16 protein-coding genes are annotated in these 17,254 nt (G+C 62.9%); 14 read left to right on the top strand and 2 right to left on the bottom strand.

Annotated features, from left to right (window positions below; genetic code table 11):
• Positions 1–7: 7 nt before the first annotated feature.
• The 3 genes from ACFWEM_RS30205 to ACFWEM_RS30215 all read left to right on the top strand — a co-directional run bounded on the left by ACFWEM_RS30205 (position 8) and on the right by ACFWEM_RS30215 (position 4,493).
• A complete protein-coding gene (locus ACFWEM_RS30205) occupies positions 8–2,824 on the top strand; it encodes a DEAD/DEAH box helicase (protein WP_378539423.1) in 2,817 nt (938 codons plus the stop codon).
• Entirely contained in the window at positions 2,821–3,594 is a 774-nt protein-coding gene (locus ACFWEM_RS30210; protein ID WP_378539424.1) for an SWIM zinc finger family protein, read from the top strand. Before ACFWEM_RS30205 ends, ACFWEM_RS30210 begins: the two co-directional genes overlap by 4 nt.
• Before the next feature lie 149 nt (positions 3,595–3,743).
• Positions 3,744–4,493, top strand: a complete 750-nt coding sequence (locus ACFWEM_RS30215; RefSeq protein WP_378539425.1) for a GntR family transcriptional regulator — start codon at positions 3,744–3,746, stop codon at positions 4,491–4,493.
• Between the two features lie 54 nt (positions 4,494–4,547).
• On the opposite strand, the gene ACFWEM_RS30220 is transcribed toward ACFWEM_RS30215, so the two are convergent.
• Both ACFWEM_RS30220 and ACFWEM_RS30225 read right to left on the bottom strand, forming a co-directional pair.
• Entirely contained in the window at positions 4,548–5,006 is a 459-nt protein-coding gene (locus ACFWEM_RS30220; protein WP_378449297.1) for a PTS glucose transporter subunit IIA, read from the bottom strand.
• Positions 5,003–5,233 (bottom strand): PTS glucose/sucrose transporter subunit IIB, encoded by a 231-nt coding sequence (locus ACFWEM_RS30225; protein ID WP_283307394.1) that lies wholly within the window; start codon positions 5,231–5,233, stop codon positions 5,003–5,005. The genes ACFWEM_RS30220 and ACFWEM_RS30225 overlap by 4 nt, the downstream gene beginning before the upstream one ends.
• A 328-nt stretch (positions 5,234–5,561) precedes the next feature.
• On the opposite strand from ACFWEM_RS30225, the gene ACFWEM_RS30230 reads away from it, so the two are divergent.
• The 11 genes from ACFWEM_RS30230 (at position 5,562) to ACFWEM_RS30280 (ending at position 17,181) form a co-directional block, all read left to right on the top strand.
• The gene (locus tag ACFWEM_RS30230) at positions 5,562–6,905 is read left to right on the top strand and encodes a PTS transporter subunit EIIC (protein WP_378539426.1); all 1,344 of its coding nucleotides are present in this window, start codon (positions 5,562–5,564) and stop codon (positions 6,903–6,905) included.
• Positions 6,906–6,907: 2 nt separating this feature from the next.
• Positions 6,908–7,177, top strand: coding sequence for an HPr family phosphocarrier protein (locus tag ACFWEM_RS30235; protein WP_019749212.1), 270 nt, complete (start codon positions 6,908–6,910; stop codon positions 7,175–7,177).
• Complete coding sequence (gene ptsP / locus ACFWEM_RS30240; RefSeq protein WP_378539427.1) at positions 7,177–8,850, top strand: phosphoenolpyruvate--protein phosphotransferase; 1,674 nt, start codon at positions 7,177–7,179, stop codon at positions 8,848–8,850. The genes ACFWEM_RS30235 and ptsP overlap by 1 nt, the downstream gene beginning before the upstream one ends.
• Positions 8,847–10,088, top strand: a complete 1,242-nt coding sequence (locus tag ACFWEM_RS30245) for an N-acetylglucosamine-6-phosphate deacetylase (RefSeq protein WP_378539428.1) — start codon at positions 8,847–8,849, stop codon at positions 10,086–10,088. Before ptsP ends, ACFWEM_RS30245 begins: the two co-directional genes overlap by 4 nt.
• Positions 10,076–10,855, top strand: coding sequence for a glucosamine-6-phosphate deaminase (gene nagB, locus ACFWEM_RS30250; RefSeq protein WP_378449301.1), 780 nt, complete (start codon positions 10,076–10,078; stop codon positions 10,853–10,855). The genes ACFWEM_RS30245 and nagB overlap by 13 nt, the downstream gene beginning before the upstream one ends.
• Position 10,856: 1 nt before the next feature.
• On the top strand, positions 10,857–11,579 hold the full coding sequence (locus ACFWEM_RS30255; RefSeq protein WP_378539429.1) for a copper homeostasis protein CutC: 723 nt from the start codon (positions 10,857–10,859) through the stop codon (positions 11,577–11,579).
• A 128-nt stretch (positions 11,580–11,707) separates the two neighbouring features.
• On the top strand, positions 11,708–13,258 hold the full coding sequence (locus tag ACFWEM_RS30260; RefSeq protein WP_214888709.1) for a CoA-acylating methylmalonate-semialdehyde dehydrogenase: 1,551 nt from the start codon (positions 11,708–11,710) through the stop codon (positions 13,256–13,258).
• Positions 13,259–13,272: 14 nt separating this feature from the next.
• The gene (locus ACFWEM_RS30265; RefSeq protein WP_378539430.1) at positions 13,273–14,433 is read left to right on the top strand and encodes an isobutyryl-CoA dehydrogenase; all 1,161 of its coding nucleotides are present in this window, start codon (positions 13,273–13,275) and stop codon (positions 14,431–14,433) included.
• On the top strand, positions 14,430–15,488 hold the full coding sequence (locus ACFWEM_RS30270; protein ID WP_378539431.1) for an enoyl-CoA hydratase/isomerase family protein: 1,059 nt from the start codon (positions 14,430–14,432) through the stop codon (positions 15,486–15,488). The genes ACFWEM_RS30265 and ACFWEM_RS30270 overlap by 4 nt, the downstream gene beginning before the upstream one ends.
• A gap of 23 nt (positions 15,489–15,511) precedes the next feature.
• A complete protein-coding gene (gene mmsB / locus ACFWEM_RS30275) occupies positions 15,512–16,405 on the top strand; it encodes a 3-hydroxyisobutyrate dehydrogenase (protein ID WP_378539432.1) in 894 nt (297 codons plus the stop codon).
• Complete coding sequence (locus tag ACFWEM_RS30280) at positions 16,405–17,181, top strand: enoyl-CoA hydratase (RefSeq protein ID WP_283307405.1); 777 nt, start codon at positions 16,405–16,407, stop codon at positions 17,179–17,181. The genes mmsB and ACFWEM_RS30280 overlap by 1 nt, the downstream gene beginning before the upstream one ends.
• Positions 17,182–17,254: the final 73 nt, after the last annotated feature.

A 17,254-nucleotide genomic window follows, 5' to 3' on the forward strand; every position in this document is an offset into this window, starting at 1 on the left:
TGGTCGGATGCTGCATGGACTCTGGTCACCGGGATCGGGGCTCAAACTGTGGGTCGACGGGCACGACGGTGCCGGGACCGACGATCCCCATGATCCGGTCAGTGCTGTCCTGCATCGCAAGTTCCGTCATCGTGTGAATGTCGCTATGCCGCCCGTGCCTGGCGGGCCTTTGCAGAGTGAGTACGCAGCTGTTGCGTTGGCACCACCGGACGCAGTCGATCTCTTGCTGCGGTTCAAGGCCGACGACCAGCGAATCGCCGGCGACCTGCACTTTCTCGTGCACGTGGCGCGGGGGATCGACCGTTGGGTACGTGCTGGGCGAGTGGTACCGGCTCTGACGCGGGCCGAAGGCAATTGGTGGCCGCGTTGGCAGTTGTCGGTAGGGGAACGCCAGCGCGCCTGGATCGGTGAACTGGTAGTTGCCATGCCGCCGGTGCAGCGGGCTGTCGGCTCGCCGCGGGCGACGATCGAAGACATCACGAACGAATTCACGGATCCGATCGTCCGTCGAGTTCTCGGTGGCTCGGTACCGGTGATGCAGACCCCGCTGTGGCAGGCAGTGCTGTCCGGAGACTCTTTCGACGAAGCGTCGGTACGAGCGGCTGAGGGACTCTCCGAATGGGGTTCGACGTTCACCGCCGGAGAGCCGGACCTGGTTCTGCGTCTGATCGAACCGGAACTTGACGACAATGCCGATCCGGACGACGACGCGCTGTGGCGCCTTCAGGTGTGTCTACGTCCCGAAGGCGAAGCACCCGAGCGTGTTCGACTGCACCGGGCCGATCCCAAACGCATCCAGCTCGGCAGTCGCAAGCTCGAAGAGGCGATCAAGGCTTACCCCCGTTTTCGCGACGTGCCGCGAGACGAAGACAGTCTCGACCTGTTGCTGCCCACTCCTGTCGTGATGGACTTGGTCGGACATGGCGCGATTGTCTTGCGGGAGCGAGGGATCACACTGCTGCTCCCGCGTGCGTGGAACGTGGTATCTCCCTCACTGCGTGTGCGGGTGACGTCGGCGGCATCTCCTATCGTGGCGGAGAATCGTACGGTCGGTATGGACCAATTGCTGGAATACGATTGGGAATTGGCGCTCGGAGACAAGGTTCTCACCGCCGAGGAAATGACCCGACTCGTCGATGCGAAGTCCGATCTGGTCCAGTTGCGCGGCGAGTGGGTTCAGGCGGACAAAGACGTCCTGGCCCGCGCGGCTCGTTTTGTCAGTCAACGGCATTCGAGCGGGGACCGAGCGATTGTCGATCTGATCAAGGACTTGATCGCCGACGACCTCAAAGACCTGCCGGTCGAGGAAGTGAAGGCAACCGGATGGGCTTCCGCCTTACTCGACCAGTCGGTGGCTCCGCAGCAGGTCGCGGTGCCGTCGACGGTCAATGCGACCTTGCGTCCGTATCAACGACGCGGTCTCGACTGGTTGGCGTACATGAGCGCTCTCGGGCTCGGTGCGGTATTGGCCGACGACATGGGTTTGGGTAAGACGCTGCAACTGTTGGCGCTACTTGCGCACGAGAAGTCCAAGACAGCAACGCTTTTGGTGTGCCCGATGTCGGTGGTCGGAAACTGGCAGCGTGAAGCGGCGCGATTTGTGCCGAGCCTGCGTGTCTACGTTCATCACGGTTCGGACCGCGCTACCGGGGCGGAGTTGGAACAGGCAGTTCGTGAGAGTGATCTGGTGATCACCACCTACGCACTCATGACTCGCGACGTCGCGGCGCTCAAGGATCTCGACTGGCGACGAGTGGTGCTCGACGAAGCTCAACACATCAAGAACGCCAAGACATCTCAGGCGCGCGCTGCTCGCAGCATTCCTGCGGACCACCGAGTTGCTCTCACCGGAACGCCGGTGGAGAACCGACTGGACGAATTACGGTCCATCCTCGACTTTGCCAATCGAGGGGTGCTCGGCTCGGAGCAGATGTTCCGCAAACGGTTTGTCGTACCGATCGAGCGGGAAAAAGACCAACTTGCCGTCTCGCGACTGCGAGCCGTCACGTCACCATTTGTGCTGCGGCGGGTGAAGACCGATCCCTCCGTGATCGCGGATCTACCCGAGAAACAGGAGATGACGGTTCGAGCGAATCTCAGCGAGGAACAGGCCGCGTTGTACCGCGCGGTGGTGGACGAGATGATGGCGCAGATCAAGGGGACGGAAGGCATGAAGCGCAAGGGTGCCGTCCTCTCTGCGCTGACCAAACTCAAACAGGTATGCAATCATCCGGCGCACTTCCTGCGCGACGGATCGCCGATGATGCGCCGCGGGCAACACCGTTCGGGAAAACTCGGTCTTGTCGAGGACATCGTCGAGTCGGTCACCGCCGACGACGAGAAGGTTCTGCTCTTCACACAGTTTCGTGAGTTCGGAGAATTAGTGGTGCCGTACCTGGCCGACCGGTTCACCACCGATGTTCCGTTCCTGCACGGCGGAGTGTCGAAAGCCGGAAGGGACGCCATGGTCGAGGCGTTCCAAGGTGAAGGCGGCCCGCCCATCATGGTGCTCTCGCTCAAGGCCGGTGGCACCGGCCTGAATCTCACAGCGGCCAATCACGTGGTTCACCTCGACAGATGGTGGAACCCCGCGGTGGAGAATCAGGCGACGGACCGTGTGTTCCGCATCGGCCAGCGAAAGAACGTGCAAGTCCGCAAGATGGTGTGCGTCGGAACTTTGGAAGAGCGGATCGACACGATGATCGCGAGTAAGAGCGAACTCGCTGAACTTGCAGTCGGGACGGGCGAGAACTGGGTGACGGAGATGAGCGTCGAGCAACTGGACGAGTTGTTGCGACTCGGCGACGACGCGGTGGGCGAATGAGTGCGCGCGGCAAGGGCCCCGATTTCAGTGAGTACACCGGGCCTCGACGACGAGCCCCTGCGCCGGTCAAGCCCCGCCCCGCGTTCGGGAGGACGTTCTGGGGCAAGGCTTTTGTCCGCGTCGTCGAAGAAATCGGCGACAAACCTCGTGTCACTCGGGGGCGCACGTACGCGCGTTCGGGCCAGGTCTTGGCGCTCGACATCGAACCGGGAGTGGTGACGGCCGAAGTTCAGGGCAGTCAACTGCAGCCATTTGTTTCCACTCTGTCGATCGAGACCCTTGATCAATCGGATATCGACGACATCATCACCAAGATCCGCCGAGTGCCGGGAAGCCTTGCCGCACTGGTGTCCGGCACTGTCCCCGATATGCTTGCCGCTCAACTGATACCGGACGGCCCGTCTGCTTTCCGCTTCGACTGCACCTGCCCCGATGTCGGTTGGCCGTGCAAACACGCTGCGGCCGTGGCGTTCTTGACCGCCGAGCGAATCGACACCGATCCGCTGAGGTTGCTGAGACTTCGCGGTGTCGACCTGGAGCAGTTGATCGGCGGAGTGGAAGACGAGTCGACAGTTCCGCTCGACGTCGAGAATTGGTTCGGAATCGCGGCCGCGCTGCCGGCGCTACCGAACGTGCCTTTTCGTGCGGCGATCGACGATCTGGATGTCCGACGGCTGCGCGAGGCGGTTGCGGCACTGGGATTGGACATGGCTCAGCAGAACGTCGCCTTGGACGAAATACGGTCCATCTACCGACGGTTGGACGGTTGAAAACGGACAACTCCGGACTGGTGCTAGTTTCCTGTCGTGAATTCCAGTATCGTTAATTGGACCGGTCCGGTCGGGACCTGCCCGCGATTTCATATCGATATCGTCGGCGAATAGACGACTATTCATTTCTCGGAGGGACAGTCGCTGTGATGCCCGTTCATTTGCGCGACAGCGCAATACCCAAACATGAGCAGTTGCGCACCATTCTCTTGCGCAAGTGCACCCAAGAACTCCAGCCTGGCGACTTGATGACCAGCGAGCGAAACCTGATGCAGGACTACGGCGTCAGTCGGATTACCGTTCGTGAGGCCATCGGACAACTGGTCAATGACGGACATCTCGTGCGTGTACGTGGCAAGGGCACCTTCGTGGCGCACCGTGCCGTCCAGTCCAAGCTGCACCTTGCGTCGTTCACCGAAGAAATGCGTGCCCAGGGGCACCATCCCACTACTGTGGTCCTGGTCAGTGAACAGGGTCCTGTCCCCGAAAGTACTGCTGCCGCACTGAATATGCGACCGGGTTCCGAGGGCTATCACGTCAAGCGCTTACGCCTCGCCGATGGCGAGCCGGTGAGCGTCGACGACGGCTGGTTCAATCCTGAACTGTTGCCGGGTCTGCTCGACATGGACTTGACAGGGTCGATCTACCGGGCGACTGCCGACAGGTACGCCAAGCCGATCGATCGGGCAGAACAGACGGTCAGTGCAGACGGTGCCAGTACTGAGATCGCGACTCTCCTGGGCACTCGTAAAGGCGCTCCGGTCTTGTACTTCGATCGAGTGTCGTTCAGCGAGATCGCACCGGTCGAGCACACTCGCAGTTGGTACCGATCCGACCGCTACCAGTTGCAGATGGAAGTCCAGGGTCAAGCGCGGCCCAAGACACGGGGCGACCAGTAGCCATCGATCGAACCGAATGGGCGGGCACACCGGAAGGTGTGCCCGCCCTCTGCGTTACGCCGACCAGTCGAACAGCGTGTCGCCTGTGGTGACGTCGCTACCGACCGAAGGGGATTCGACGGTGTCCGGCTTGGAATCCATCACCACGACCGGGCAGATCGCCGAGTAGCCGGTGGTGTCGATGTGCGCTGGATCGAAGCTGACGACGGGATCACCCGCATTGACCGTGTCACCCTCGGCGGCGATGAGAGTGAATCCGTCGCCTTCGAGTTTGACCGTGTCGATGCCGATATGGACCAGCACGCCGGTGGCCTTCTCTCCGAAGATCACAAATGCGTGGGGGTGAAGTTTGAGGATCTTCCCGCTGATCGGCGCGACAACGGTGAGCGGCCCCTGATCGCGGGCAGGTTCGATGGCGACGCCCGAGCCGACCATCTGCTGAGCGAACACCGGGTCCGGGACGTCTGCCAGTGCGACGACCCGGCCGGGCAGCGGGGCGAGGACGACCGTCACAGGATGTCCTCGATGTCCTCGGCAAGGGTGTCTGCCTCGGGTCCGACGATCACCTGGACGACCGTTCCGGCCTTGAGCACGCCGTGTGCGCCGGCAGCCTTGAGCGCGGCTTCGTTCACCTTCGCGCCGTCCTTGACCTCGGTGCGTAGGCGGGTGATGCACGCTTCGATCTCGACGATGTTCTCTGCGCCGCCGAGGCCCTTGATGATTGCTTCCGCTTTCGACATTTGCTGCTCCTGATTGTCGGGTTGGTCGTGATCGTTGAACGGTCGTACAGGTGGGCTGACTAGTTGCTGGTCAAGGCTATCCCGGTTACGTATGTCACATTTGGGTGTTGACAACTCGCCTCGACCAGGTAAAACTACAACTGGTTATGACCGGACAGTACCCGTTGGAAGTCCGGCTCCACAACAGTTTCGGCAAAACGGTTTCGGCCTCACTTCCGAGCATGAACCGTGACCAGCATTTTCACGAAACCTGCACGTGCACGACACCCGAATTTCCAGAACCACTGGCCGATCGCGACGCGGCCCGGCGAACGAAGAAGGTCCTTTGATGACTCTCGAAGACACCCCGAAGAAGGAATCGAAAGTGTTCGCCGGGGTTCAACGCCTCGGCCGAAGCTTGATGCTTCCGATCGCAGTTCTGCCGGCTGCGGGAATTTTGCTCCGCCTCGGTCAGGACGACCTGCTCGGGCGGTTCAGTTCGATGCACAGTGCCGCGGCCGTGATCTCTGCGGCGGGACAAGCCGTCTTCACGTGGCTGCCGCTGATCTTCGCCGTCGGTATCGCGATCGGCTGGGCCAAGAAGGCCGACGGCTCGACTGCCTTGGCAGCCGTCGTCGGCTACATGGTGATCGACGGAGTGTTCAAGGCGATGTCGCCGATCGTTCTCGAAGGGAAAACCGACCCGAACGGGGATCAATCCCTGATCAACTACGGTGTGCTCGCCGGCATCGTGATGGGCTTGCTGTCGGCGATCTTGTGGCAGCGGTTCTATCGAACGAAGCTTCCCGATTATCTCGGATTCTTCAACGGGCGCAGGCTCGTTCCCATTCTGACGGCAATCACCGGTCTTGTCGTCGGTGTCCTGATGGCATTCGTGTACCCGCTGTTCAACTCCGGCCTCAACTGGGTCGGTGAAGCAGTTGCTTCCAATACCGTTGTCGGCGGCGGCATTTACGGCGCAGCGAACCGCCTCCTGATCCCCACCGGCTTGCACCACATCTTGAACTCCGCCGTGTGGTTCCTGATCGGCGATTACCAGGACGCGAGCGGTCAGATCGTTCGCGGCGACCTCAACCGGTTCTTCGCCGGCGACCCCTCCGCCGGTACGTTCATGACCGGATTCTTCCCGATCATGATGTTCGCCCTCCCCGCTGCAGCCTTCGCAATCTGGCGCAACGCCAAGCCTTCTCAGAAGAAGCTCGTCGGCGGCATCATGCTCTCCACCGGCCTGACCGCCTTCCTCACCGGTATCACCGAGCCTCTCGAATTTTCCTTCATGTTCGTCGCGTGGCCGCTGTACGTCATCCACTCACTGTTGACCGGAACGTCGATGGCGCTGGTCAATGCGCTCGGTATCCACGACGGATTCACCTTCTCCGCAGGCTTCTTCGACTATGTGTTGAACTTCGGCAAGGCGACCAACGCCTGGATGTTGATCCCGATCGGGCTCGGGTACGCGCTGATCTACTACTTCCTCTTCAGTTTCGTGATCAAGAAGTGGAACCTGCGCACGCCGGGACGAGAAGAAGAGGTCGAGGTGGCCGCAGGTGAGCCCGACCCCGCGCTGCTCGAGGCCGAATTGGCACTCGCAGCCGAGGGCGATACCCGCACCGACGCCCCACTCGTCGCAGAACTTGAACACAAGCTCGACAAGGAACTGGAAGGACGCTGAACATGGCGATCGCAACCACGACAATCGGATCCCGCGTCGGACTCCACGCACGACCCGCAGCGCTCTTCGCGCGCGCCGCGGCCGACCTACCGGTCGACGTCACCATCTCGCTCGGCGACGGCGAACCCGTCGACGCCTCCAGCATGTTGTCGGTCATGACTCTCGGTGCCGCATTCGGCGATTCGGTGACCTTGCGTGCTGACGGTGACGGCGCCGATGCCGCGGTCGGTTCACTCGCAGAGCTTCTCGCTTCGGAACTGGACGAAGCCTGATGACGGCGAGTGTGGACAACCGCATTGCGGGTATCGGAGTGAGCGCGGGTTCGGTATGTGCGCCGTGGCTGCGATTCTCCACGCCCGAACCGACCTCGGCGTCGGATCGGGTCACGGGCAGTCCCGAGGCGGAGCTGAACAGAATCCGAGAGGCACTGGACGCCGTGGCGGAGGAACTGCTCACTCGTGCACAGTCCGTCGAAGGTGTACCCGCGGAAATCCTGACGACCTCTGCTGCGATGGCGCGCGACGCGGGCATCGTGAAGGCGGCCAAGGCGAACCTGGAGTCCGGGTTGCCGACAGCTCACTCGGTGGCGATCGCCTTCGACACGTTCTGCGAAAAGCTCACGGCGCTCGGCGGATACATGGCCGAACGGGCAACCGATTTGCGTGATCTCGGACAGCGAGCTGTTGCCGTGCTCCGCGGTGAGCCGATGCCCGGAATCCCCACTCCGGGTCACCCGTACATCCTCGTGGCGCGCGACTTGGCGCCGGCGGACACGGCGACGCTCGGTGACAGCGACGTGGTCGGACTGTTGACCGCGGAAGGAGGCCCGACCAGCCATACGGCTATCTTGGCGAAGTCGCTCGGAATCCCGGCCGTGGTGAACTGCTCCGGAACCGACCTGCTGATGGAGGGCAAACTCCTCATCCTCGATGGCACTACCGGAACGGTCACCATTGATCCCTCTGTGGAAATGTGTGAGCGGGTAGCCCTCGAAGCATCCTGCGCGGCAGAGCAGTTGGCTTCGGCGCGTGGTCCGGGTCGCACACGTGACGGATTCGCGGTGAGATTGTCGGCCAACATCGGAACCCTCGAGGACGCCGCCCGGGCCGGGGCGGCGGATTGTGAGGGTGTCGGACTGTTCCGTACCGAATTCTCGTATCTCGGGCGTCACGACGCTCCTTCGGTGGAGGAGCAGGCCCAGACGTACACGTCGGTTCTCGAACACTTCGCCGGACAGAAGGTAGTGGTCCGCACTCTCGACTCGGGTTCGGACAAACCGTTGCCGTTTCTCGATCTCGGGATCGAAGAGAACCCGGCACTGGGCATCCGTGGGTTACGAGTAGGCACGGTCTATCCCGACACTCTGATCAGTCAGCTCGACGCTCTCGCCGCCGCGGGAAACGCGACGGGCGCCGACCTGTGGGTGATGGCGCCGATGGTGGCCACGGCCGACGAAGCGAAAGACTTTGCAGAACTCGCGCGTTCGCGGGGGATCGGCAAGGTGGGAGCGATGATCGAGATTCCAGCTGCCGCTTTGCGGGCGAGGGACCTCCTCGAGCATCTCGATTTTGTCAGTATCGGTACCAACGATCTGAGTCAGTACACCTGCGCCGTGGATCGTATGGCCGGGAGCCTGGCGCAACTGCTCGATCCGTGGCAGCCGGCGGTCCTCGATCTGATCGCGATGGTCGGTCAGGCGGGCGCCGACGCCGGGAAACCGGTTGGAGTGTGCGGTGAATCCGCGTCGGATCCGCTGTTGGCTCCGGTTCTGGTCGGTTTGGGCGTCACGAGTTTGTCGATGTCGGTCCCGGCGTTGGGCGCCGTGCGCGCTCAGTTGGCGTCACTCGATCTGGCGGTGTGCAAGGACATGGCCGCTGCGGCGCGGGGCGCGCGAAACCCGATCGAGGGTAGAGCAGCCGTGGCGCGGATTCTCGAGTCCGCATGAGCACGCCAGGCTCGGCCACGGTAATCGATCCGATTGTGCTGCGGGGAACGGTGATCGGGTCACCGATCGGCAAGATTCACGACGGCGTTGTCGTCGTGGACGGTCAGAAGATCAGCTGGGTCGGCTCGGCTGCGGACTACGTCGCGTCGGCGCCCGTCTTTGCCATTCCGGAACGTTCCGACTCGTTGATCATGCCTGGACTGATCGATGTCCACAGTCACGGCGCAGCGGGTGCTGGTTTTCCGAACACCGACGCCGATGGTGCGAGCCGCGCCGCAGCGCATCATTGTGAGCACGGCACGACCGGAATGTTGGCCAGCCTGGTCTCCGCGCCGCGCGCAGATCTGGTGCGGCAAGCAACGATGCTCGCCGACCTGGTCGAACGCGGAGAACTTCTGGGTATCCACCTCGAGGGGCCGTTCATCAACGGCGTCCGCTGCGGTGCCCAGGATCCGGCGGCGATCATTCCCGGTGATCCTGATCTACTCGAAGCCGTGTGCGACGCCGCGCGGGGGACCGTACGGTCCATGACTTTGGCGCCGGAGACCGAGAACTTCGAAGAGTTGCTCGCGATCATGCGACATCGCAACATCGTGCCGAGTTTCGGTCACACCGATGCCGACGCGGCAACGACGTCGGCGCGCATCGGTGCTGCAGTGCACGGGAATTGGGCCGGGCAGATCAGTGCGACCCACCTGTTCAACGGGATGCCGCCGCTGCACCATCGATCGCCGGGGCCCGTGGCTGCATGCCTGGCGGCGGCCGCGAGAGGCGAGATGGTGGTGGAACTGATCGCAGACGGAGTGCATCTTGCTCCCGAGACCGTGTCGATGGTCTTCGATGCTGTCGGCCCCGACCAGATCGCCTTGGTCAGTGACTCCATGGCCGCTGCCGGAATGGACGACGGCGACTACCAACTCGGCGCTCTCGACGTCACGGTGCACGAAGGCGTCGCGAGGCTCGCGACCACCGACGGCAGTTCCGGTGCCATCGCCGGAGGGACTGCAAGGTTGCTCGATGTGGTGCGTAGCACCGTATTCGACGGTGGAGTCGCTCTCGAAGACGCGGTCGCAGCAGCAACTCGGAGCCCAGCGCGCCTGCTGGGCCTGGGCGACCTACTCGGATCGTTGGCCGTCGGCGCTCGCGCCGACATCGTGGTCACAGATCGTCAATTGCGCCTGGGGCGTGTACTACTCGGCGGAAAAGCCGCCGGAAAGGAAAATTCATGGAAATCGTAATTCAGCCGACACCCGCGGAGGTCGACTCGACCGTCGCGGACATCGTCGAAGGATATGTCAGAGCCGGGGCGACGACGCTCGGGCTCGCAACGGGGTCGTCGCCGATCGGAACTTATCGTGAACTGGCAGCGCGGCATCGCGACGCCGAACTCGACTTCTCGCTGGCCCGAGCCTTTCTGCTCGACGAGTACCTCGGATTGCCGAAACGGCATCCGCAGTCGTACTACTCGGTGATTCGGTCGGAGTTCGTCGATCACGTCAACCTGGATCCGGCGATGGTGTCCAGCCCCAACGGTGAAGCGCCGTGCCCGGAGAAGGAGATCGCCCGGTACGACCACAGCATCGCGGCGGCCGGGGGAGTGGACGTGCAGTTGCTCGGCATCGGCACCGACGGCCATATCGGCTTCAACGAGCCCGGATCGTCCTTGACGTCGCGCACCCGCGTGAAGACACTGACCGAACAGACCAGGATCGACAATGCGCGGTTCTTCGACGGTGTGGACGACGTCCCGCACCACGTGCTCACCCAGGGCCTCGGAACCATCAGCGATGCAAGGCATCTGGTGATGATCGCGACCGGAGAAGGTAAGGCAGATGCGATCGCTGCCGCGGTGGAAGGTCCGTTGTCCGCGTTCTGCCCGGCCTCGGTGATGCAGTTGCACCGCCATGTCACCGTCGTGATCGACGAAGCTGCGGCCAGTTCGCTCAAGCTTGCCGATTACTACCGGTACGCGCTCGAACACAAGCCGTCGTGGCAGTCCTTCTGACATGACCGTCTTGGAACTGGCTGTGCAGGACGTGCGGGGGGCGAGGATCGCGCGTTCGGTAGGAGCAACTCGAGTCGAGGTGTGCGCGGCCCTCGGCCCGACGGGGGGAGTGACGCCCAGCATCGGCGTGATCGAGGCAGCGTCGGAAGTGGGGATCGCGGTACACCCGCTGATCCGTCCGCGCGCCGGAGGTTTTGTGTTCTCACCCGACGAAGTGTGGGTGATGGAGCACGACGTCCGTGCTGCCGTGGCGGGGGGAGCTGCCGGCATTGTGATCGGCGCGCTGACAGAAGACAATTCGATCGACACCGTCGTGCTGCGCCGCATCATCGGATGCGTCGACCCGGCGAGAGTCGAGGTGACAGTACATCGTGCGATGGACGTGGTGACCGACCGTCTGACCGCGCTGGACGAACTGATCGACCTCGGCGTGACCCGCGTGCTGACGTCCGGTGGAGCGGACACTTGCAGTGAGGGACTCGAAGAGATCCGGCGAATGGTCGACCATGCCGCGGGCCGGATCCAGATCATGGCGGGTGGCGGAATCACCGTCGACGACATTGCGGCAATCGCTGCCGTCGGCGTCGATGCGGTGCATCTCTCGGCACGCAAGGTTGTCGCGGTGTCCGGCGGACCTGGTGGGGGTTCGGATGGATACGACGTCACCGATGCCGTAGTCGCGCAGGAAGCGGCAGCCGCGCTCCGCGCTGTGCGCCTTTCTTAACCCCCCGCGGTTAATAAAGGCGCACAGCCCTTTGGGCTCTAGACATACATGGACATCCAACTATAGGATGGTAGACATTCACTGCTGCCTCCTCGGCGGTCCATACGAGCAAGGAACGGGTTAGCACAATGGTTGAAAATGCGACGGTTCACGAGTTGACGCACTTCGTCGGTGGCAAGCGTGTTCCCGGGACATCTGATCGATTTGCAGACGTGTTCGATCCCAACACCGGCAAGGTGCAGGCCCGCGTCCCCCTCGCGAGCAAGGCCGAGACCGAAGCCATCATCGCCAATGCCGAAGAGGCGCAGCTGGTGTGGGCAGCGTTCAACCCGCAGAAGCGCGCCCGCGTGCTGATGAAGTTCCTGCAGCTCGCTCAGGCGGAGATGGATTCCCTGGCCCGCCTCCTCTCGTCCGAGCACGGCAAGACCGTCGCCGACGCCAAGGGTGACATCCAGCGCGGCCTCGAGGTCATCGAGTTCGCAGTTGGCGCTCCGCACCTGCTCAAGGGTGAATTCACCGAGAGTGCCGGCACCGGCATCGACGTGTACTCCATGCGTCAGCCGCTCGGCGTCGTTGCCGGCATCACGCCCTTCAACTTCCCCGCGATGATCCCGCTGTGGAAGGCCGGCCCCGCCCTTGCCGCCGGTAACGCCTTCATCCTCAAGCCCTCCGAGCGCGACCCCTCCGTGCCGCTGCGCCTGGCCGAGTTGTTCCTCGAAGCGGGACTGCCCGCGGGTGTGTTCAACGTGGTCAACGGTGACAAGGAAGTTGTCGACGTCCTGCTCACCGACGATCGCATCAAGGCCGTCGGCTTCGTCGGCTCCACGCCGATCGCTCAGTACATCTACGAGACGGCCGCAGCTCACGGCAAGCGCGCACAGTGCTTCGGTGGCGCCAAGAACCACGCGATCGTCATGCCGGACGCCGACCTCGACGAGGTTGCCGACGCCCTGATCGGCGCGGGCTACGGCAGCGCCGGCGAGCGTTGCATGGCCATCTCGGTTGCCGTTCCCGTCGGCGAGGAGACCGCGGACGCTCTTGTCGCGAAGCTGAAGGAGCGCGTCGCGAAGCTCAAGATCGGTCGCAGTGACGACGAAGGCGTCGATTTCGGTCCCCTGGTCTGCCAGGATGCCCTCGATCGCGTCAACAACTATGTGCAGATCGGCATCGACGAGGGCGCAACGGCAGTCGTCGACGGCCGCGGCTTCACCCTCGAAGGCCACGAAGGCGGATTCTTCGCCGGCGCAACCCTGTTCGACAACGTCACCTCGGACATGCGCATCTACAAGGAAGAGATCTTCGGACCCGTCCTTCAGGTGGTACGTGCTGCCGATTACGAAGAGGCACTGCGTCTTCCGACCGAACACGAGTACGGCAACGGTGTCTCCATCTTCACTCGCGACGGCGACACCGCGCGTGATTTCACCGCTCGCGTCAACGTCGGCATGGTCGGCGTCAACGTGCCGATCCCGGTCCCGATCGCGTACCACACCTTCGGTGGCTGGAAGCGCTCCGGATTCGGTGACCTGAACCAGCACGGTCCCGACTCCTTCCGCTTCTACACCAAGACCAAGACCGTGACGCAGCGCTGGCCTTCCGGCAAGAAGGAAGCAGGTCAGGAGGGTCGCTCCGTAGACTCCGCTCCTGACAACCACTTCGTCATCCCCACGATGAACTGATCGGAACACTTTCGATGTTTACTCTGACCGATGACGAGCGGGCGATTCGTGACACTGCCCGCGACTTCGCGGCCGAGCATCTGGCGCCCAACGCAGTGGAGTGGGATCAGACCAAGCATTTCCCGGTGGACGTCCTCCGTAAGGCGGCGTCCCTGGGGATGGGCGGTATCTACATTCGTGAAGACGTGGGCGGCAGTGAGCTGAGCCGCGTCGACGCTGCCCGGATCTTCGAAGAGCTCGCCAAGGGTGATCCGTCGATCGCCGCGTACATCTCCATCCACAACATGGTCACGTGGATGATCGACCAGTTCGGCAACGACGAACAGCGCCACAAGTGGGTTCCCGGACTCTGCTCGATGGACCAGCTGGGCAGCTACTGCCTCACCGAACCCGGTGCGGGATCCGATGCTGCGGGCTTGAGCACCAAGGCTGTTCGCGACGGTGACGACTACATCCTCAACGGGGTCAAGCAGTTCATCTCCGGCGCAGGCACTTCCGACGTGTACGTCGTGATGGCCCGCACCGGATCTGCCGGTGCCAAGGGCATTTCGGCGTTCATCGTGCCCAAGGATTCACCCGGACTGTCCTTCGGTGCCAACGAGGTCAAGATGGGATGGAACGCGCAGCCCACTCGCCAGGTGATCTTCGAAGACGTGCGCGTTCCCGCTGCCAACATGCTCGGTGAAGAGGGCAGCGGATTCCGCATCGCCATGAAGGGTCTCAACGGCGGCCGGCTGAATATTGCCGCCTGCTCGGTCGGTGGGGCTCAGTCGGCGCTGGAGAAGGCCGTTGCATATCTGGTGGACCGTAAGGCTTTCGGTTCGGCACTGATCGAGTCGCAGGCCCTGCAGTTCCAGCTCGCCGACATGCGCACGGAACTCGAGGCTGCCAGGACACTGCTGTGGCGCGCCGCCGCAGCACTCGAAGACGGAGCGCCTGACGTCGTGGAGTTGTGTGCGATGGCCAAGCGCTTTGCCACCGACACCGGATTCGACGTTGCCAACAAGGCTCTCCAGCTTCACGGCGGGTACGGCTATCTTGCTGAGTACGGGATCGAGAAGATCGTTCGCGATCTTCGTGTTCATCAGATCCTCGAAGGCAGCAACGAGATCATGAGGGTGGTCATCGCGCGCAGCGTGGTCGCATCAGGTCAGGGAAAGCAGGGAGCAGCATGAGCGACGAGCTTGAGGTATTGATCGAAAAGCGTGATGGGCTGGGGCTCATCACCCTCAACCGGCCCAAGGCGATCAACGCCCTCAACCACTCGATGGTCAAGGCGATGGCCAAGGCACTCGAGGAATGGAAGTCCGACGACGACGTCAAGGCCGTCGTACTCACGGGCGCCGGCGAACGTGGTCTGTGCGCCGGCGGCGACATCGTCTCGATCTACCACGACGCCAAGGACGGCAAGACCGGTTCGCTCGACTTCTGGCGTGAGGAGTACATCCTCAACTCCGAGATCGCGAACTACCCGAAGCCGTACGTCGCGATCATGGACGGGATCGTCATGGGCGGTGGCGTCGGAGTGTCCGCACACGGCGACATTCGCATCGTGACCGAGCGTTCGATGATCGGAATGCCTGAGACCGGAATCGGTTTCATTCCCGATGTGGGCGGAACGTACCTGCTCTCGCGTGCTCCCGGCGAACTCGGAACGCACATCGCGCTCACCACGGCGCGTCTGAGCGCCGGGGATGCCATCGCAGCAGGCTTCGCGGATCACTTCATCCCGTCGGAGAACATCGAGACGTTCATCGCTGCGCTCGCCTCTTCTTCGGTTGAGGACGCCGTGGCGCAATACGCGGAGCCGGCTCCGGTGTCGGAGCTGTTGGCCCAGCAGAGCTGGATCGACGCCGCGTACTCGGCAGACGACGTCTCCACCATCGTGGAGCGTCTTCGCGCAAGTGCAATCCCCGAGGCGGAGAAGGCCGCGGAGCAGATTCTCGGCAAGTCGCCCATCGCACTGTCGGTGACCCTGCGATCGCTGCGCCATGCCAAGGAAGCAGCAGGCTTGGAAGAAGTCCTCAACGAGGAGTTCCGGGTCTCGACGGCTGCGCTCGCCTCACACGATCTGGTCGAGGGCATTCGCGCCCAGGTCGTCGAGAAGGACCGAAACCCGAAGTGGTTGCCGGCAACTCTCGACGATGTCACGGCAGAATCCGTCGACGCCTACTTCGCCCCGCTGGGCGACAACGAGCTCGGACTCGCCCCCCAACTGCAAGGCAACTGATCACCGCCGAAGGAGCATCACTAATGAGCACCATTGGATTTATCGGACTCGGTCACATGGGTGGCCCGATGGCGGCCAATCTCGTCAAGGCCGGACACAAGGTCGTCGGTTTCGACCTGGCACCTGCGGCGCTGGAGCAGGCAGTCAAAGACGGTGCATCGGTAGCGGATTCGGCAGCCGACGCCGTTCGCGGTACTGACGTCGTGATCACGATGCTGCCGAGCGGTAAGCATGTTCTCGGTCTGTACGAAGAACTGCTGCCGGTGGCAACACCGGGCACGCTGTTCATCGACTGTTCCACCATCGACGTCGCCGATGCCCGCGAGGCACACGACAAAGCCGAAGCAGCCGGTCACCGCAGCGTCGACGCACCGGTCTCCGGTGGAGTCGTCGGGGCAACCGCAGGCACTCTCGCATTCATGGTGGGCGGTTCCGAAGCGGACTTCCAGGCCGCGTCACCGTTGCTGGACGTGATGGGCCGCAAGGTCGTTCATTGCGGCGACGCCGGTGTCGGCCAGGCTGCCAAGATCTGCAACAACATGATCCTCGGCATTTCGATGATCGCGATCAGCGAGGCGTTCGTGCTGGGCGAGAAGCTCGGCCTGAGCAACCAGGCGCTCTTCGACGTGGCGTCCAACGCCTCGGGGCAGTGCTGGGCACTGACCACCAACTGCCCGGTACCGGGACCGGTCCCCACCAGCCCGGCCAACAACGACTACCAGCCCGGCTTTGCTGTCGCGCTGATGGACAAGGACCTCGGTCTGGCTGCAAATGCGCTGCGCAACAACGGCGTCGATGCGGAGATCGGGCTCAAGGCTGCCGAACTCTACAGTCGCTTCCATGCTGCGGGCGGTGGCGGTCAGGACTTCTCTGCCATCATCAACGACATCCGTGACCGTTCGACCGAAGGACAGTAGTGACCGACTTCAACACCATCATCCTCGAGCGTAAGGGTCGCGTCGGCGTCATCACGCTCAACCGCCCGAAGGCTCTCAACGCGCTGAACTCCGAGCTGATGAACGAGGTCGTCGCCGCGGTTGCCGACCTCGAAGCGGACAACGGCATCGGAGCCATCCTGATCACCGGTTCCGAGCGCGCCTTCGCCGCCGGTGCCGACATCAAGGAAATGCAGTCCAAGACGTACATGGACGCATACGTCGAGGATTTCTTCACCCCGTGGGACCGCGTTGCAGCAGCTCGTAAGCCGCTGATCGCCGCTGTCTCCGGGTACGCGCTCGGTGGTGGCTGCGAGCTTGCGATGCTCTGCGATTTCATCATCGCTTCGGATACCGCGAAGTTCGGTCAGCCGGAGATCAAGCTCGGTGTCATTCCGGGTATCGGTGGCTCGCAGCGCCTTACGCGCGCCGTGGGCAAGGCCAAAGCCATGGAACTGTGCCTCACCGGCCGCAACATGGACGCAGAAGAAGCCGAGCGTGCCGGCCTGGTCGCCAGGATCGTTCCGGCCGCCGACTTGCTCGACGACGCGTTGAAGACCGCAACCACCATCGCTGAGATGTCGCTGCCGATTGCGATGATGGCCAAGGAAGCAGTCAACCGCTCCTTCGAGACCACGCTCGCCGAGGGCGTCCGCTTCGAGCGTCGGGTGTTCCACTCGACTTTCGCGACGGAGGATCAGAAGGAAGGCATGGCCGCATTCGTGGAGAAGCGGTCGGCCGAATTCAAGCACCGCTGAACTCGAGCACTGCTGAACTTCTAGACCGCTGAAACTGCCCTCACACTCGTAGAGAGTGTGAGGGCAGTTTCTC

It is taken from the genome of Rhodococcus sp. NPDC060176, assembly GCF_042728675.1.
In the GTDB taxonomy this organism is placed as follows: Bacteria; Actinomycetota; Actinomycetes; order Mycobacteriales; family Mycobacteriaceae; genus Rhodococcus_F.

Coding starts and splice junctions, on each gene's coding strand:
- ACFWEM_RS30205 (WP_378539423.1), top strand. CDS start 8: ATGCTGCATGGACTCTGGTCACCGGGATCGGGGCTCAAACTGTGGGTC.
- ACFWEM_RS30210 (WP_378539424.1), top strand. CDS start 2,821: ATGAGTGCGCGCGGCAAGGGCCCCGATTTCAGTGAGTACACCGGGCCT.
- ACFWEM_RS30215 (WP_378539425.1), top strand. CDS start 3,744: ATGCCCGTTCATTTGCGCGACAGCGCAATACCCAAACATGAGCAGTTG.
- ACFWEM_RS30225 (WP_283307394.1), bottom strand. CDS start 5,233: ATGTCGAAAGCGGAAGCAATCATCAAGGGCCTCGGCGGCGCAGAGAAC.
- ACFWEM_RS30230 (WP_378539426.1), top strand. CDS start 5,562: ATGACTCTCGAAGACACCCCGAAGAAGGAATCGAAAGTGTTCGCCGGG.
- ACFWEM_RS30235 (WP_019749212.1), top strand. CDS start 6,908: ATGGCGATCGCAACCACGACAATCGGATCCCGCGTCGGACTCCACGCA.
- ptsP (WP_378539427.1), top strand. CDS start 7,177: ATGACGGCGAGTGTGGACAACCGCATTGCGGGTATCGGAGTGAGCGCG.
- ACFWEM_RS30245 (WP_378539428.1), top strand. CDS start 8,847: ATGAGCACGCCAGGCTCGGCCACGGTAATCGATCCGATTGTGCTGCGG.
- nagB (WP_378449301.1), top strand. CDS start 10,076: ATGGAAATCGTAATTCAGCCGACACCCGCGGAGGTCGACTCGACCGTC.
- ACFWEM_RS30255 (WP_378539429.1), top strand. CDS start 10,857: ATGACCGTCTTGGAACTGGCTGTGCAGGACGTGCGGGGGGCGAGGATC.
- ACFWEM_RS30260 (WP_214888709.1), top strand. CDS start 11,708: ATGGTTGAAAATGCGACGGTTCACGAGTTGACGCACTTCGTCGGTGGC.
- ACFWEM_RS30265 (WP_378539430.1), top strand. CDS start 13,273: ATGTTTACTCTGACCGATGACGAGCGGGCGATTCGTGACACTGCCCGC.
- ACFWEM_RS30270 (WP_378539431.1), top strand. CDS start 14,430: ATGAGCGACGAGCTTGAGGTATTGATCGAAAAGCGTGATGGGCTGGGG.
- mmsB (WP_378539432.1), top strand. CDS start 15,512: ATGAGCACCATTGGATTTATCGGACTCGGTCACATGGGTGGCCCGATG.